Here is a 14,959-nt window from a genome sequence, read left to right as displayed (position 1 = left end):
GCCCCTCCTTCCTTCATCAGATTATTTATCAAGAACTTCTCCGGTTTTCTTAGAAACGCGGACTTTTTTGCCGTCAACTTCTTTGTAACCGACACGCGTAGCTTCACCGTTCGATGGATCAACCACCATCACGTTAGAAACATGAATTGGTGCTTCCATTTCAACGATTCCGCCTTGAGGAGCAGTTTGAGAAGGTTTTTGGTGTTTTTTGACAACATTGACACCTTCAACAACGACTTTGTCTTTTTTAGGAAACGCTGCTAGCACAACGCCTTCTTTGTTTTTGTCTTTACCAGTGATAACTTTAACTTTATCGCCTTTTTTAACAAACATGTTTGTTTCGCACCTCCTTTAGATAAGAATCACTATTACAATACTTCTGGTGCTAGGGAAACGATCTTCATAAAGTTGCCTTCACGCAATTCGCGGGCAACTGGGCCAAAGATACGAGTTCCACGAGGGCTCTTATCGTCACGGATAATAACCGCAGCATTTTCATCGAATTTGATGTATGAACCGTCTGTACGACGAGCTCCTGATTTAGTACGAACGATAACGGCTTTAACGACGTCACCTTTTTTGACAACCCCACCTGGCGTTGCTTGTTTAACCGTAGCAACAATCACGTCACCAATATTGGCAGTTTTACGACCAGATCCGCCAAGGACTTTGATCGTTAGAATTTCACGGGCACCTGAGTTGTCCGCCACTCTTAATCGGCTTTCTGCTTGGATCACGATGTGTATCCTCCTTTCAGATTTTGCAATTCACAATCTATATAGGAAAATCTCGTGTGATTAGATAATCACTGCCTTTTCAACAATCTCTACTAGACGGAAACGTTTCGTAGCTGATAATGGACGAGTTTCCATAATTTTCACGATATCGCCAACTTTTGCTTCGTTGTTTTCATCGTGTGCTTTGTATTTCTTAGAATAGTTCAGACGTTTGCCGTAGATAGGGTGGTTTTTCTTTGTTTCAACGACAACAGTGATAGTTTTATCCATTTTGTCTGATACCACGCGACCTTGGTAAACTTTGCGTTGATTTCTTTCTTCAGTCATACGCTAAATGGCCTCCTTCCACTATTACTTAGCTTGTTCACGCAATACTGTTTTAATGCGTGCAATCGATTTACGTACTTCTTTGATACGTGCAGTGTTTTCTAATTGACCTGTTGCTAATTGGAATCTAAGATTGAACAATTCTTCTTTCAATTGTTTTTCTTGATCTAGCATTTCGGCAGTGGTTAATTCTCTGATTTCTTTAACCTTCATTCGATTCACCACCCATTTCCTCACGTTTTACGATCTTCGTTTTCACTGGTAATTTGTGAGAAGCAAGACGTAGCGCTTCGCGCGCAACTTCTTCAGGTACACCGGCAATTTCAAACATGATTTTACCACGTTTAACTGGTGATACCCATCCTTCAGGAGCCCCTTTACCAGAACCCATACGTACCCCGATAGCTTTGGCAGTATAAGATTTGTGAGGGAAAATTTTGATCCATACTTTCCCGCCACGTTTCATATAACGAGTCATTGCGATACGGGCAGCTTCGATTTGACGGTTTGTGATCCAGTGTGATTCAACAGCTTGTAAGCCGTATTCACCGAATGCTACTTCTTTTCCGCCTTTCGCTTCGCCACGCATTTTTCCGCGGAACTCACGACGGTGTTTTACACGTTTAGGTACTAACATGTTTATTTCCCTCCTTTCTCAGTGTTCTTTTTAGTTGGAAGAACTTCTCCACGATAAATCCACACTTTAACTCCTAGTTTTCCGTATGTTGTATCTGCTTCTTCCCATGCGTAATCAATGTCCGCACGTAATGTATGAAGTGGAACGGTTCCTTCTGAGTAACCTTCTGAACGAGCGATATCCGCACCATTTAGACGGCCAGAAACTTGTGTTTTGATTCCTTTAGCGCCAGAACGCATTGTGCGTTGGATCGCTTGTTTTTGCGCACGACGGAAAGCAACACGGTTTTCTAATTGACGTGCGATTCCTTCGCCTACTAATTTAGCATCTAAATCTGGTTTTTTGATTTCAACGATGTTGATGTGAACTCGTTTGCCAGTTAGGCTATTTAATTCTTTTCTTAGGTTTTCGACTTCAGATCCGCCTTTACCGATAACCATACCTGGTTTAGCTGTGTGGATTGAAATATTCACGCGGTTTGCTGCACGCTCGATCTCAACTGTAGACACAGCGGCATCAGCAAGTTTAGATGCGATAAATTTACGGATTTTCAAATCTTCATGTAGAAATTCAGCATACTCTTTTTCAGCATACCATTTAGCATCCCAGTCACGGATGATGCCTACACGCATTCCAATTGGATGTACTTTTTGACCCACTGATTGTCCCTCCTTATTTTTCTGATACGACTACAGTAATATGACTTGTACGTTTGTTGATCGGTGAAGCTGAACCTTTCGCACGTGGACGGAAACGTTTCATCGTTGGTCCTTCGTTTACGAATGCTTCAGAAACAATCAAGTTTTCAACATCTAAGTCAAAATTATTTTCTGCATTGGCAATAGCTGACATCAAGACTTTCTCGATGATTCCAGCTGCTTTATTTGGTGTGAACTTTAAGATCGCGATTGCTTCAGCAACGCTTTTCCCTCTGATTAAGTCAATAACTAGACGAGATTTACGAGGAGAAACGCGGACTGTTTTAGCAGTTGCTTTCGCTGATGTGATTTGTTCTGCCATTTTTGGATATCCTCCCCTCAAAATTAGCGTCTTGTTTTCTTATCATCGGCAGCATGTCCGCGATAAGTTCTTGTTGGTGCAAATTCACCTAATTTGTGTCCTACCATGTCTTCTTGGATGTAAACTGGTACATGTTTCCGTCCATCATACACAGCAATTGTAAATCCGATAAAATTAGGGAAAATTGTAGAACGACGTGACCAAGTTTTGATCACTTTTTTCTTTTCAGCGCCTTCTTGTGCTTCGACCTTTTTCATCAAATGGTCATCGACAAAAGGTCCTTTTTTCAAACTACGACCCATGGTGTACCTCCTCTCAAAATGTGCGACACACGGTCAAGTATATTACTTAGTTTTACGACGACGAACGATAAGTTTGTCTGATTTTGCTTTTTTGTTACGTGTTTTGTAACCAAGTGCAGGTTGTCCCCAAGGAGAAACTGGTGCTTTACGTCCGATTGGTGCTTTACCTTCACCACCACCGTGTGGGTGATCATTAGGGTTCATTACGCTACCACGTACAGTTGGGCGTTTGCGCATCCAACGAGAACGACCGGCTTTACCGATGTTGATCAATTCGTGTTGTTCATTACCAACAGAACCGATTGTTGCACGACATGATGCTAAGATCATCCGTACTTCACCAGAGTTCAAGCGGATCAATACGTATTTGCCTTCTTTACCAAGTACTTGAGCACTTGTTCCAGCTGAACGAATCAATTGTCCACCTTTACCAGGTTTCATTTCGATGTTGTGGATAACAGTACCGACTGGAATGTTTTCTAGTGGTAATGCATTCCCTACTTTAATATCTGCATCTGGACCAGAAACGACAGTCATGCCAACTTCTAATCCTTTAGGTGCTAAGATGTATGCTTTTACTCCATCCTCGTAATGTACTAACGCAATGTTAGCAGAACGGTTTGGATCATATTCAATCGTTTTAACCGTAGCAACGACGTTGTCTTTGTTACGTTTGAAATCGATCAAACGGTATTGACGTTTGTGACCGCCACCTTGATGACGAACCGTGATACGTCCGTTGTTGTTACGACCAGCATTGTTTTTCAAAGGAGCTAACAATGTTTTTTCTGGTGTTGAAGTTGTGATTTCAGCGAAATCAGAACTTGTCATATTACGACGGCCGTTCGTGGTAGGTTTGTACTTTTTAATCGCCACGTCTTTTTCCCTCCCATGTAAAGTTTATGCGTGAGTTGCTTATTCAGCAGCTTCGAAAATTTGGATTTCTTTAGAATCTTCAGTTAAAGTCACAACAGCTTTGCGACGTTTTTTTGTATATCCTGCATATTTACCCATGCGTTTGAATTTAGGACGAACGTTGATGATGTTCACGTTTGCCACTTTCACTCCGTCAAAGGCAGCTTCTACAGCTTGTTTTACTAAAGTTTTGTTAGCTTTTGTGTCCACTTCAAAAGTGTATTTCTTGTCATCCATGGCAAGCATTGATTTTTCAGTGATCACTGGGCGTTTAATAACGTCTAGTAAGTTCATTATGCAAGCACCTCCTCGATCTGAGTAAGAGCAGTTTGTGTCACTAACATTTTGTCGTTAGAAACGATGTCTAAAACACTAATGTTATCAGCAGTAACTACAGAAACTTTTGGCAAGTTGCGCGCAGATAAAGCGGCAAAGTCGTTTTCAGATTCTAAAACTACCAATACTTTAGAGTCAATTGTCAAGTTAGCTAAAACTTGTTTGAATTCTTTTGTTTTTGGAGCATCAAAGCTTAATCCTTCTACTGCTACCAAGTTATTTGAAGCAACTTTTTCTGACAATACAGATTTCATTGCTAAGCGACGAACTTTTTTAGGAAGTTTGTAGCTGTATGAACGTGGTGTTGGTCCGAAGACTACGCCACCTCCACGCCATTGTGGTGAACGGATTGAACCTTGACGGGCACGTCCAGTTCCTTTTTGGCGCCATGGTTTACGGCCACCGCCACGAACGGCACTGCGGTTTTTCACAGCGTGTGTTCCTTGTCTTAATGAAGCGCGTTGCATGATGATTGCATCATAGACAACTGATTCATTTGGTTCGATTCCGAAGATTTCTTCGTTCAATGTAATTTCGCCATTTTGGCTTCCATCTTGTTTGAATAATGCTACATTCGGCATTCCTTAGTTCCTCCTTTCTTCCTATCTACTTATTTAGCTTTCACAGCTGATTTGATTGTAATCAATGATTTTTTCGCGCCAGGTACATTACCTTTGATCAAGATAACGTTGCGTTCTGCGTCTACGCGTACGATTTCCAAGTTTTGGATCGTGATGCGATTTCCGCCCATACGTCCAGCAAGACGTTTGTTTTTGAATACACGGTTAGGTGCAACTGGACCCATTGATCCAGGACGACGGTGGTAACGAGAACCGTGAGCCATTGGTCCGCGGCTTTGTCCGTGACGTTTGATAACGCCTTGGAATCCTTTACCTTTCGAAGTGCCGGTTACATCGATGATGTCTCCTGCTTCAAAAATATCAACTTTGATTTCTGATCCTACTTCTAAGCCCTCTAGCTCTACATTCTTGAATTCGCGAATGAAGCGCTTAGGAGCCGTGTTTGCTTTTGCAACATGACCTTTCGCAGGTTTGTTAGACAAAACTTCACGCATATCTTGGTAGCCGACTTGAATTGCTTCGTAGCCGTCATTTTCGATTGTTTTCACTTGTAGCACTACGTTTGGTGTAGCTTCTACTACAGTTACTGGAATCAATTCGCCAGATTCAGTGAAGATTTGAGTCATTCCCACTTTTTTCCCTAAGATTCCTTTGGTCATGATTACACCTCCATCTTAATTATTATAGTTTGATTTCGATATTAACACCGCTTGGCAAGTCTAGCTTCATTAAAGCATCAACAGTTTTTGGTGTTGGATTCACAATGTCGATTAGACGTTTGTGTGTACGCATTTCGAATTGTTCGCGTGAATCTTTGTATTTGTGCGTCGCACGGATGATCGTGTACAAGCTGCGTTCAGTTGGTAATGGAATTGGACCAGATACGCCAGCTCCAGTTCTCTTTGCAGTTTCTACGATTTTATCCGCTGATTGATCTAAAATACGATGTTCATACGCTTTTAAACGGATACGAATTTTTTGTTTTGCCATTGTTTTCCCTCCTTCGCCTATTTTGAAAAGTAGACATAGCTCCACGAAAATTTTCCGTCACGCTCGTCCATGGCAAAGCGTCCGGGCGTGTCGCAACCTCTCGTTTCGTAGCCGGCAGAAAATTTCTTTGCTGCCAGTGTGACTTACGTATTTACGTAAACAGCACCTTTATGATTATATTACGGATAAACATTGATTGCAAGCTTTTTTTATGGAAAAACCGGGATTCTTTTGCATTTCTTTCAGAAAATTTTCTTTTAGTTTCGAAACAAAAAAAAGAAGCGTTGCCCGCTTCTTTTAAACGCTTCTTCAATTCCTATTTATATAGAAGAAAACCTGCTATTGCGGCGCTTCCTCATTCATACGGCTTTGGGCGTGGGTATAGGCACCATGCCACACATGGCCCACATAAGGATTGATGACCACGCCTTCTTTGATTGCCGCTGTGACAAAGGCTTTCGCCAAACGAACACTTTCCACGACGGGTTTGCCTTTTGCAAGACCGGCAGCGATCGCCGCTGAAAAGGTGCAGCCTGCCCCATGATTAAAATCAGTAGCGATTTTTTCACTTTCCAACAAGAGGAAGGATTCTCCATCATAAACAAGGTCGATGGCTTTTGCTCCTGGCAATCGATGACCGCCTTTGATCACGACGTATTTAGCACCTAATTGATGGATTTTTTCAGCAGCTTGCTTCATGGCTTCCACACTCGTCAAGTCCCCCAAACCCGAAAGAATCCCCGCTTCTACTAAATTAGGGGTGACAACATCTGCTAAAGGCAACAACTGCGTGATGATGGCATCGACACTTTTCGGCTGTAAGATTTCTGCGGTCCCTTTACAAGCAATGACAGGATCGATCACCACATTTTTGACTTGCTGCTGTTGGATCATCTTCGCTGCCTGTACAATATTGTCTTCATTGCCTAACATCCCCGTTTTAAGGGCATCCATCGGATCACCTGCAAAGGCGGAGATCAATTGTTTTTCGACAAGCGCTGGTTCCATTGCTGTTACTTCATGGCTCCAACCCGCTTGTGGATCCATCGTGACGATCGAAGCGATCGTAGCAAAACCAAAGACACCATACTCCTGAAACGTTTTTAAATCTGCTTCGATACCGGCACCACCGGTTGAATCCGACCCAGCAATTGATAGGACTTTTTCCATCTTCTTCATCTCCTTGTGCTTTTTGCTAAGTATAGTCAATCTTCCCCTTGACGAAAAGAGCCATTTGGCTTATTTTTAAACCATCCAATTGAAAAAGGTGGTGCAGGATGGCTTCATCAAGTATTGACAAACAAAAGAAACAACCGATTTACCAGCAGATCGTGACCCATTTTATTGAAGAGATCCAAGCAGGAACCTATGGGCCTGGGGATCGTTTACCACCAGAGCGCAGCCTTGCTCAGACTTTTGACGTCAACCGTTCCACCGTCGTCAAAGCGTTAGATGAATTGAAAAGCTTAGGATGGATTGAACGAAAACAAGGCAGTGGTTCTCGAGTATTAGAAGGCCGCTGGGGGAACCGCCAAACCCCACTTTCTTATTTACGCTCGTCTTTAAGCAGCCCTTACTTGCAGCAAGACCCTTACCTTCAACAAATCCAACATTTGCGTGCTGAAAAAGATGTGCTGGATCTGTATACAGGTGATCTACCTGCCGATCTGATCCCCGACTTCACGTTTCCTGCCTTTACCTGGGAAGAGATTCGCAAAGAAAGCACCAAAATTTTGCCAACTGGTTACGAGCCTCTGCAAGAAATCTTATTGCAGCACCTTGCGGATTCCTTCAATTTGCCCACTAGCGGTCAAAAACTAGTAATTACTGCCGGTTCGACGCAAGGAATTACGTTACTAATGCAAGTGCTGCTGCAAGCGGGGGACTGTATCGCGACAGAGGACCCTTCTTTCTTGTTCTCTCTCCCCTTGTTTTCCACGATGAATGTCCAGTTGATTGGGATCAAACAAGATAGCGAAGGGATGCGACCCGCCGCGTTGGAGAAAGTGCTGAAGGAAAAGAAGATCAAATTCGTCTATCTGAACCCCACCTTCCAAAACCCAACGGGGCATACTATGAGTGAGCATCGGCGTCAAGCGATCATCCGCCTTTGCCAGACTTACCAAGTACCGATCATTGAGGATGATGTTTTTAGTGAGTTGGCTTTTGATGAAGTGCCGTCCAAGCTAAAATCCATGGCTCCCGAAACCGTCATTTATTTAGGCTCGCTTTCAAAATTACTTGGGTCATCAATCAAAATCGGCTGGCTTTTGGTGCCAGAAGCGTTAGCCGACCAATTTGCCCAAGCGAAAAAACGGATGGCGATCGATACCACGATCTTCCCGCAAGTCCTTGCCAACATCGCCTTACGCTCCTCTGATTACCATCAGCAGCAGCGGACACTGCTTACAGAAATGGCCCAGCGCCAGCAAGACCTACATCAACTCTTGCAGGCATTTCAGGAGGATTGGCAATGGCAGCCGACGAAAGGCGGTCTTTACCTGTGGTTGACTTGGCGTCATCGCACATTGACCCGCAAAGATTGGTCGCTCTTTTTGGCGAACGATTGCTTAGTAGCACCTGCTTTTCTTTTCAGTAACGATACGAATGGCTTGCGTTTGAACTATACCCGCTTAGCCAAAGATGATTTACCACGATTTCAAGAACAATTCACAAAAATCACCCAACAGTTAAAGGAGCAAACCTATGAACGAAACCATTGAGCTTTTGCACAACCACCGCACTTACCGACAATTTGACCCTGACTATCGCTTGAGCCAAGAGCAAGTAACCGCGATTTTGACTGCGGCTCGTCAAGCACCTAGCTGGATGAACGGGCAAGCCTATTCGATCTTAGTGATCGACGACCCGCAGATCCGCCAGCAAATGGTCGAATGGAATCCTGGCAATCCTCATATCGCAGCAAGTTCGCTCTTTCTGCTGTTTCTCGCAGATTTAAACCGAACCAAAAAAGTTGCTGACAAAAAACAGACCCCCTATCCAATCGATGAGGGCTATCAGCCTTTATTGATCGCCACCACTGATGCCAGCATCGCTTTGCAATCTGGTGCGATCGCTGCTGAATCACTGGGCTTAGGCACCGTCATTTCTGGCAGTGTCCGCAAAGACAGCGCCAAAATCGCTGAATTGCTGCACTTACCGGAATACGTCTATCCTGTGGCTGGCTTGAGCATCGGTAAACCAATCGTAGAAATGAAGGTCAAACCTCGCTTGCCAGAAGAAGCGGTCATTCATTACAACCACTACCAGGACTATTCTTATGATGCGATCGAAGCCTACGATCAAACGATGACTGCTTTTGGAGAAGCCCGTGAGACCAAACCATGGTCAGAAAAATTTGCTGGTTTTTACAGCAATCGCCCTGACCAAGGATTTGACGCCTTCTTGAAGAAGCAAAAACTAATAAAATAAAAAGCACCGCTCTCTTTAGCTTCGATGAACCGTAACGGATTCATCAACGCTAGAGAGCGCGGCTTTTTTTCTACAAGAGTCGAAAAAAAAGAGCAAAAGCGCGTACGCTTTTGCTCTTCGATCAATCAAATTAAGCTTGGATTGAAGTTACAACGCCTGAACCAACAGTACGTCCGCCTTCACGAATTGAGAAACGAGTTCCGTCTTCGATAGCGATTGGGTGGATCAATTCAACGTCGATTGTTACGTTATCACCAGGCATAACCATTTCAGTTCCTTCTGGTAATTCAACAACACCAGTTACGTCAGTTGTACGGAAGTAGAACTGAGGACGGTAGTTAGTGAAGAATGGTGTATGACGTCCACCTTCTTCTTTTGTTAAAACGTAAACTTCAGCTTTAAATTTTGTATGAGGTGTGATTGTACCAGCTTTAGCCAATACTTGTCCACGTTGGATGTCTTCACGAGCAACCCCACGTAGCAATGCACCAATGTTATCCCCTGCTTCAGCATAGTCTAACAATTTACGGAACATTTCAACACCAGTTACAGTTGTTTTAGCAGTTTCTTCAGCAATACCAACGATTTCAACTTCGTCACCAACGCGAACTTGTCCACGTTCAACACGGCCTGTAGCAACAGTACCACGTCCAGTGATTGAGAATACGTCTTCGACTGGCATCATGAATGGTTTGTCAGTGTCACGTTCTGGAGTTGGAACGTATTCGTCAACTGCAGCCATTAATTCCATGATTTTTTCTTCGTATGAAGCATCGCCTTCAAGAGCTTTCAAAGCAGAACCAGCGATTACAGGAACATCGTCGCCTGGGAAGTCATATTCTGACAATAAGTCACGAACTTCCATTTCAACTAATTCTAGTAATTCTTCGTCATCAACCATATCCATTTTGTTTAAGAAAACAACGATGTATGGTACACCAACGTTACGTGATAACAAGATGTGTTCACGTGTTTGAGGCATAGGACCATCAGCAGCAGATACTACTAAGATCGCGCCGTCCATTTGAGCAGCACCAGTGATCATGTTTTTAACGTAGTCCGCGTGTCCTGGGCAGTCAACGTGAGCATAGTGACGTGCTTCAGTTTCGTACTCAACGTGAGCAGTTGAGATAGTGATTCCGCGTTCACGTTCTTCTGGAGCGCCATCGATTTGGTCGTAAGCTGAAGCTTGAGCCAAACCTTTTTTAGATAATACAGTTGTGATAGCAGCTGTAAGTGTAGTTTTACCATGGTCAACGTGTCCGATCGTACCAATGTTTACGTGGGGTTTAGAACGGTCAAATTTTTCTTTTGCCATTTTAAAATGTTCCTCCTAAAAATGCAGTTTATTTTTTATATTTGATAGGTAGGGAGCCGCAGCTCCCCATCCCTTATCATCGATAATATTGTACACGAAACTCAGAAAAAAATATAGCTTTTTACTTAATTTCCTATACTTCCATCAATTATTCAGCTTTGCCGCCGTTTTTCTTGATGATTTCTTCTTGAACAGATTTAGGTACATCTTCATAGTGATCAAATGTCATCATGAACGTACCGCGACCTTGTGTTGATGAACGAAGTGTTGTTGCGTAACCGAACATTTCAGCTAATGGCACGATTGCGTTCACGATTTGTGAGTTACCGTGTGCTTCCATTCCTTCTACGCGTCCACGACGAGCAGTTACGTGACCCATAACATCACCTAAGTAATCTTCTGGTACAGTGATAACTACTTTCATCATTGGTTCAAGAATTACTGGGTTTGCTTTCTTCGCTGCAGCACGTAAAGCCATAGAAGCTGCAACACGGAAGGCAGTTTCACTTGAATCGACATCATGGTATGAACCATCATAAAGTTTTGCTTTGATGTCTACTAATGGGTAACCGGCTAAGACACCGTTCGCCATTGAGTCTTCAAGTCCTTTTTCAACTGCTGGGATGTATTCACGAGGAACCACACCACCGACAATCGCGTTTTCGAATTCGAAGCCTTTACCTTCTTCGTTTGGTGTAAATTCGACCCATACGTGACCGTATTGACCTTTACCACCAGACTGACGTACAAATTTACCTTCCGCTTGTGTTGCTGCACGGAATGTTTCACGATAAGAAACTTGAGGCGCACCTACGTTTGCTTCAACTTTAAATTCGCGACGCATACGGTCAACTAAGACGTCCAAGTGAAGTTCTCCCATACCAGCGATAACAGTTTCGCCTGTTTCAGCGTTTGTTTCCACACGGAATGATGGATCTTCTTCAGCAAGTTTTTGTAAAGCAACCCCCATTTTATCTTGGTCAGCTTTTGATTTAGGCTCAACAGCGACTTCGATAACTGGTTCTGGGAATTCGATTGATTCAAGGATTACTGGTGCTTTTTCATCACATAGTGTATCCCCAGTTGTTGTGTCTTTCAAACCAACAGCAGCGGCGATATCGCCTGAGTATACTGTTTGGATTTCAGCACGTGTGTTGGCGTGCATTTGTAGGATACGACCGATACGTTCGCGTTTGCCTTTTGAAGCATTCAATACGTATGATCCAGAGTTCAAGATACCTGAATACACACGGAAGAATGTCAAACGACCTACGAATGGGTCAGTCATTACTTTAAATGCTAATGAAGCAAATGGTGCTTCATCGTCAGCCGGACGATCAGTTTCTTCGTCTGTTTTAGGATTTACCCCTTTGATCGCAGGAACATCAAGTGGTGAAGGCAAGTAGTCGATGACTGCATCCAACATCAATTGAACCCCTTTGTTTTTAAAGGCAGATCCGCAAAGAACAGGGAAAAAGTCAACAGTCAATGTTGCTTGACGAATACCAGCTTTCAATTCTTCTTCAGTGATTTCTTCACCGTCCAAGAATTTCATCATTAGTTCTTCGTCAGTATCCGCAACAGCTTCGATTAATTTTTCGCGCCATTCTTCAGCTAATTCTACGTATTCTTCAGGAATTTCAGTCTCTTGGATTTCAGTTCCTAAGTCATTTGTGTAGATTTCAGCTTTCATTTTTACTAAGTCGATAATACCAGTAAAGTCATCTTCCGCACCAATTGGTAATTGGATTGGGTGAGCATTTGCTTGTAAACGATCATGTAAAGTTGATACAGAGTATAAGAAGTCTGCACCAATTTTGTCCATTTTGTTACAGAATACGATACGTGGTACGCGGTAGTCTGTCGCTTGACGCCAAACTGTTTCTGTTTGAGGTTCTACACCTGATTGTGAGTCCAATACAGTTACAGCACCATCAAGTACACGCAATGAACGTTGAACTTCGATCGTGAAATCCACGTGTCCTGGTGTATCGATGATATTTACGCGGTTTTCTTTCCATTGCGCAGTTGTCGCAGCAGAAGTGATTGTGATCCCACGTTCTTGTTCTTGTTCCATCCAGTCCATTTGAGAAGCACCTTCATGTGTTTCTCCAATTTTATGGATTTTACCTGTGTAATAAAGGATACGTTCAGTTGTCGTTGTTTTACCAGCGTCAACGTGGGCCATGATCCCGATATTACGAGTTTTTTCTAGCGAAAATTCTCTTGCCATTCTAGGTTGTTCCCCTCTCATTCTTACTTAACTTAAGCTAAGGTTGTCTCAGTACCTTCCAATAAAAAGCAGTGAGGATCTTACCAACGATAGTGAGCAAATGCGCGGTTGGCTTCCGCCATTTTGTGTGTGTCTTCGCGTTTTTTCACAGAAGCACCAGTGTTGTTTGCTGCATCCATGATTTCTTTTGCAAGACGTTCTTCCATTGTGTGTTCGCCACGCAAACGAGCGTAGTTTACCACCCAACGAAGACCTAGAGTTGTACGACGTTCAGGACGTACTTCTACTGGTACTTGGTAGTTAGAACCACCGACACGGCGAGCTTTAACTTCCAATACAGGCATAATGTTTTTCATTGCTTGTTCGAAAACTTCCAATGGATCATTTCCTGTAGATTCTTTGATAATGCCAAAAGCATTGTAGATAATATTTGCAGCAACACCGCGTTTACCATCAACCATTACACGGTTGATCAAACGAGTTACTAATTTTGAGTTATAAATAGGATCTGGTAAAACATCACGTTTTGCAACAGGACCTTTACGAGGCATCCGTAACTCCTCCTTCCGAGATATCAGTTCTGATTTAAATAAGATTCATTTGATCTGTTTGTCTTAAAGATTAAGCTTTAGGACGTTTTGTACCATATTTAGAACGAGATTGTTTACGATCGTTAACACCGGCAGTATCCAATGCACCACGAACGATATGGTAACGTACCCCTGGTAAGTCTTTTACACGTCCACCACGTAACAAGACCACGCTGTGTTCTTGTAAGTTGTGTCCGATACCTGGAATATAAGCTGTCACTTCAATCAAGTTTGACAAACGAACACGCGCATATTTACGTAGAGCTGAGTTCGGTTTTTTCGGTGTCATAGTTCCCACACGAGTAGCTACCCCACGCTTTTGAGGTGAGTTAACATTCGTTTGAGCTTTCTTGAAACTGTTATATCCTTTGTTCAATGCTGGTGAATTTGATTTTTCAACCTTGGATTTACGAGGTTTACGTACTAATTGATTAATTGTAGGCATCCCTAGTTGTCCTCCTTCCTTGATTCGCTTTATAGTTCCACACATCCAGGTGGTTCTTTTTTTGCGATAAAAAATAATGCATTCTCTGCATTCATATCAACTATGCTTTGATAGACAGTCAGCACGTCTCCAACGAGAGACCTGTAGATAAAGCACCTTTGATAGAATATCATGCTTATTCTTACCTGTCAAGTATCCTCCCGAGCTTTTTTCAAAAGAAATCTGTTACGAAAAAATCCGCAATTTTTACACTTCTTCCTTTATAATAGAAACAAAGCATCTATTAAAAAAGGCGGGAAGAAAATGAACCTAAAAGAAATGGTCGGCATTGAAGCGGCTGGTTATGTAAAAGACGGCATGGTGGTTGGTTTGGGCACTGGCTCAACAGCCTACTACATGATTGAAGAACTGGGTCGACGTGTAAAAGAAGAGGGTCTATCGATCACTGGTGTCCCCACTTCTTGGGCATCGAAAAGACAAGCAGAAGGGCTAGGCATCCCGATTCGCACCATTGATGAAGTGGATGCTGTGGATCTTACGATCGATGGTGCAGATGAGATCAGCCAGGATTACCATGGGATCAAAGGGGGCGGTGCGGCTCTTTTGTTTGAAAAAATCGTGGCGTCTAACTCCAAGAAAGTCTTGTGGATCGTGGATGAATCCAAAATGGTCGAGACACTTGGTGCCTTTCCCCTTCCAGTGGAAGTGATTCCTTATGGTAGTCAACAACTGCTACGTCTTTTCGATAAGAAAAACTATCGTCCAAAACTACGTTTAAATGAAGAAGGCGAACCATTAAAAACAGATTGTGGCAATTACATCATCGATCTCCATCTAGAAACAATCACCGCTCCTACTGAGTTGGCACAAGAATTAGATGCTACGGTCGGCGTGGTGGAACACGGTTTGTTTTTGGATATGGTTCACACCATCATCATTGGTCTACCTACAGGACCAAGTACAAAGCAGGTCCGCTAAGAATAACAAAAAAGAAGAAGCCTCATCGCTTCTTCTTTTTTGTTATTTATCTTCAATCATACTTGTTTTTATGCTTTTTTGTGCAAATTACCCTATCATTTAAGAAGTAATTATGATA

General features: G+C 42.9%; 21 protein-coding genes. 3 read left to right on the top strand and 18 right to left on the bottom strand.

The features are described 5' to 3' along the window. Positions 1–21: 21 nt before the first annotated feature. The 14 genes from rplX to thiD all read right to left on the bottom strand — a co-directional run bounded on the left by rplX (position 22) and on the right by thiD (position 7,015). Positions 22–333, bottom strand: a complete 312-nt coding sequence (gene rplX / locus IGI84_RS01460; protein ID WP_003128007.1) for a 50S ribosomal protein L24 — start codon at positions 331–333, stop codon at positions 22–24. Positions 334–368: 35 nt separating this feature from the next. After that, positions 369–737 carry a 50S ribosomal protein L14 gene (gene rplN, locus IGI84_RS01455; RefSeq protein ID WP_003128006.1) on the bottom strand — a complete coding sequence of 123 codons (369 nt, stop codon included), beginning with the start codon at positions 735–737 and terminating at the stop codon, positions 369–371. A 60-nt stretch (positions 738–797) separates the two neighbouring features. Beyond that, entirely contained in the window at positions 798–1,064 is a 267-nt protein-coding gene (gene rpsQ / locus IGI84_RS01450) for a 30S ribosomal protein S17 (protein WP_003128005.1), read from the bottom strand. 24 nt (positions 1,065–1,088) lie between these two features. Next, a complete protein-coding gene (rpmC, locus tag IGI84_RS01445; RefSeq protein WP_002288664.1) occupies positions 1,089–1,277 on the bottom strand; it encodes a 50S ribosomal protein L29 in 189 nt (62 codons plus the stop codon). Next, positions 1,267–1,701, bottom strand: coding sequence for a 50S ribosomal protein L16 (rplP, locus tag IGI84_RS01440; RefSeq protein ID WP_005226918.1), 435 nt, complete (start codon positions 1,699–1,701; stop codon positions 1,267–1,269). Before rplP ends, rpmC begins: the two co-directional genes overlap by 11 nt. Positions 1,702–1,703: 2 nt before the next feature. After that, the gene (rpsC, locus tag IGI84_RS01435) at positions 1,704–2,360 is read right to left on the bottom strand and encodes a 30S ribosomal protein S3 (RefSeq protein WP_005226916.1); all 657 of its coding nucleotides are present in this window, start codon (positions 2,358–2,360) and stop codon (positions 1,704–1,706) included. 13 nt (positions 2,361–2,373) lie between these two features. Further along, entirely contained in the window at positions 2,374–2,721 is a 348-nt protein-coding gene (gene rplV, locus IGI84_RS01430) for a 50S ribosomal protein L22 (protein WP_003127973.1), read from the bottom strand. Positions 2,722–2,744: 23 nt separating this feature from the next. Further along, positions 2,745–3,023 carry a 30S ribosomal protein S19 gene (gene rpsS / locus IGI84_RS01425; RefSeq protein WP_005226914.1) on the bottom strand — a complete coding sequence of 93 codons (279 nt, stop codon included), beginning with the start codon at positions 3,021–3,023 and terminating at the stop codon, positions 2,745–2,747. 42 nt (positions 3,024–3,065) lie between these two features. Then, the gene (gene rplB, locus IGI84_RS01420) at positions 3,066–3,899 is read right to left on the bottom strand and encodes a 50S ribosomal protein L2 (protein ID WP_005226912.1); all 834 of its coding nucleotides are present in this window, start codon (positions 3,897–3,899) and stop codon (positions 3,066–3,068) included. A 39-nt stretch (positions 3,900–3,938) separates the two neighbouring features. Further along, complete coding sequence (locus IGI84_RS01415) at positions 3,939–4,232, bottom strand: 50S ribosomal protein L23 (RefSeq protein ID WP_005226911.1); 294 nt, start codon at positions 4,230–4,232, stop codon at positions 3,939–3,941. Next, on the bottom strand, positions 4,232–4,855 hold the full coding sequence (rplD, locus tag IGI84_RS01410; RefSeq protein WP_005226910.1) for a 50S ribosomal protein L4: 624 nt from the start codon (positions 4,853–4,855) through the stop codon (positions 4,232–4,234). The genes IGI84_RS01415 and rplD overlap by 1 nt, the downstream gene beginning before the upstream one ends. A gap of 29 nt (positions 4,856–4,884) precedes the next feature. After that, entirely contained in the window at positions 4,885–5,514 is a 630-nt protein-coding gene (gene rplC / locus IGI84_RS01405; protein WP_003127967.1) for a 50S ribosomal protein L3, read from the bottom strand. A gap of 22 nt (positions 5,515–5,536) precedes the next feature. Then, the gene (rpsJ, locus tag IGI84_RS01400) at positions 5,537–5,845 is read right to left on the bottom strand and encodes a 30S ribosomal protein S10 (RefSeq protein ID WP_003127966.1); all 309 of its coding nucleotides are present in this window, start codon (positions 5,843–5,845) and stop codon (positions 5,537–5,539) included. Positions 5,846–6,184: 339 nt separating this feature from the next. Then, positions 6,185–7,015 (bottom strand): bifunctional hydroxymethylpyrimidine kinase/phosphomethylpyrimidine kinase, encoded by an 831-nt coding sequence (thiD, locus tag IGI84_RS01395; protein ID WP_081118831.1) that lies wholly within the window; start codon positions 7,013–7,015, stop codon positions 6,185–6,187. 107 nt (positions 7,016–7,122) lie between these two features. On the opposite strand from thiD, the gene IGI84_RS01390 reads away from it, so the two are divergent. Beyond that, complete coding sequence (locus IGI84_RS01390) at positions 7,123–8,568, top strand: PLP-dependent aminotransferase family protein (RefSeq protein ID WP_081118830.1); 1,446 nt, start codon at positions 7,123–7,125, stop codon at positions 8,566–8,568. Then, positions 8,552–9,277 carry a nitroreductase family protein gene (locus tag IGI84_RS01385; protein ID WP_081118829.1) on the top strand — a complete coding sequence of 242 codons (726 nt, stop codon included), beginning with the start codon at positions 8,552–8,554 and terminating at the stop codon, positions 9,275–9,277. The genes IGI84_RS01390 and IGI84_RS01385 overlap by 17 nt, the downstream gene beginning before the upstream one ends. A 130-nt stretch (positions 9,278–9,407) precedes the next feature. On the opposite strand, the gene tuf is transcribed toward IGI84_RS01385, so the two are convergent. The 4 genes from tuf to rpsL all read right to left on the bottom strand — a co-directional run bounded on the left by tuf (position 9,408) and on the right by rpsL (position 13,863). Then, positions 9,408–10,595, bottom strand: a complete 1,188-nt coding sequence (gene tuf / locus IGI84_RS01380; protein ID WP_005226902.1) for an elongation factor Tu — start codon at positions 10,593–10,595, stop codon at positions 9,408–9,410. Positions 10,596–10,743: 148 nt separating this feature from the next. Then, complete coding sequence (gene fusA / locus IGI84_RS01375) at positions 10,744–12,828, bottom strand: elongation factor G (RefSeq protein WP_077453910.1); 2,085 nt, start codon at positions 12,826–12,828, stop codon at positions 10,744–10,746. An 80-nt stretch (positions 12,829–12,908) separates the two neighbouring features. After that, complete coding sequence (gene rpsG / locus IGI84_RS01370; RefSeq protein WP_003127957.1) at positions 12,909–13,379, bottom strand: 30S ribosomal protein S7; 471 nt, start codon at positions 13,377–13,379, stop codon at positions 12,909–12,911. 70 nt (positions 13,380–13,449) lie between these two features. After that, on the bottom strand, positions 13,450–13,863 hold the full coding sequence (rpsL, locus tag IGI84_RS01365; protein ID WP_003127956.1) for a 30S ribosomal protein S12: 414 nt from the start codon (positions 13,861–13,863) through the stop codon (positions 13,450–13,452). Between the two features lie 303 nt (positions 13,864–14,166). On the opposite strand from rpsL, the gene rpiA reads away from it, so the two are divergent. Next, positions 14,167–14,841: a ribose-5-phosphate isomerase RpiA gene (rpiA, locus tag IGI84_RS01360; RefSeq protein WP_081118828.1), complete on the top strand. Its 675-nt coding sequence runs from the start codon at positions 14,167–14,169 to the stop codon at positions 14,839–14,841. The last annotated feature ends 118 nt before the right edge of the window (positions 14,842–14,959 follow it).

This window comes from Enterococcus sp. DIV0008, assembly GCF_050542615.1.
GTDB classification, from domain to species: domain Bacteria; phylum Bacillota; class Bacilli; order Lactobacillales; family Enterococcaceae; genus Enterococcus_D; species Enterococcus_D innesii.
The sequence above is the reverse complement of the archived record's forward strand: the minus strand, read 5'-3'. Positions and strand labels throughout refer to the sequence as shown.

What these genes read in the sequence shown, in the direction of transcription:
- rpsJ (WP_003127966.1), bottom strand. Translation starts at nt 5,845, where the DNA reads ATGGCAAAACAAAAAATTCGTATCCGTTTAAAAGCGTATGAACATCGT.
- rplX (WP_003128007.1), bottom strand. Translation starts at nt 333, where the DNA reads ATGTTTGTTAAAAAAGGCGATAAAGTTAAAGTTATCACTGGTAAAGAC.
- IGI84_RS01415 (WP_005226911.1), bottom strand. Translation starts at nt 4,232, where the DNA reads ATGAACTTACTAGACGTTATTAAACGCCCAGTGATCACTGAAAAATCA.
- rplV (WP_003127973.1), bottom strand. Translation starts at nt 2,721, where the DNA reads ATGGCAGAACAAATCACATCAGCGAAAGCAACTGCTAAAACAGTCCGC.
- thiD (WP_081118831.1), bottom strand. Translation starts at nt 7,015, where the DNA reads ATGGAAAAAGTCCTATCAATTGCTGGGTCGGATTCAACCGGTGGTGCC.
- fusA (WP_077453910.1), bottom strand. Translation starts at nt 12,828, where the DNA reads ATGGCAAGAGAATTTTCGCTAGAAAAAACTCGTAATATCGGGATCATG.
- rpsG (WP_003127957.1), bottom strand. Translation starts at nt 13,379, where the DNA reads ATGCCTCGTAAAGGTCCTGTTGCAAAACGTGATGTTTTACCAGATCCT.
- rpsQ (WP_003128005.1), bottom strand. Translation starts at nt 1,064, where the DNA reads ATGACTGAAGAAAGAAATCAACGCAAAGTTTACCAAGGTCGCGTGGTA.
- rplD (WP_005226910.1), bottom strand. Translation starts at nt 4,855, where the DNA reads ATGCCGAATGTAGCATTATTCAAACAAGATGGAAGCCAAAATGGCGAA.
- tuf (WP_005226902.1), bottom strand. Translation starts at nt 10,595, where the DNA reads ATGGCAAAAGAAAAATTTGACCGTTCTAAACCCCACGTAAACATTGGT.
- rplP (WP_005226918.1), bottom strand. Translation starts at nt 1,701, where the DNA reads ATGTTAGTACCTAAACGTGTAAAACACCGTCGTGAGTTCCGCGGAAAA.
- IGI84_RS01385 (WP_081118829.1), top strand. Translation starts at nt 8,552, where the DNA reads ATGAACGAAACCATTGAGCTTTTGCACAACCACCGCACTTACCGACAA.
- rpsL (WP_003127956.1), bottom strand. Translation starts at nt 13,863, where the DNA reads ATGCCTACAATTAATCAATTAGTACGTAAACCTCGTAAATCCAAGGTT.
- rpiA (WP_081118828.1), top strand. Translation starts at nt 14,167, where the DNA reads ATGAACCTAAAAGAAATGGTCGGCATTGAAGCGGCTGGTTATGTAAAA.
- rpmC (WP_002288664.1), bottom strand. Translation starts at nt 1,277, where the DNA reads ATGAAGGTTAAAGAAATCAGAGAATTAACCACTGCCGAAATGCTAGAT.
- IGI84_RS01390 (WP_081118830.1), top strand. Translation starts at nt 7,123, where the DNA reads ATGGCTTCATCAAGTATTGACAAACAAAAGAAACAACCGATTTACCAG.
- rpsS (WP_005226914.1), bottom strand. Translation starts at nt 3,023, where the DNA reads ATGGGTCGTAGTTTGAAAAAAGGACCTTTTGTCGATGACCATTTGATG.
- rplC (WP_003127967.1), bottom strand. Translation starts at nt 5,514, where the DNA reads ATGACCAAAGGAATCTTAGGGAAAAAAGTGGGAATGACTCAAATCTTC.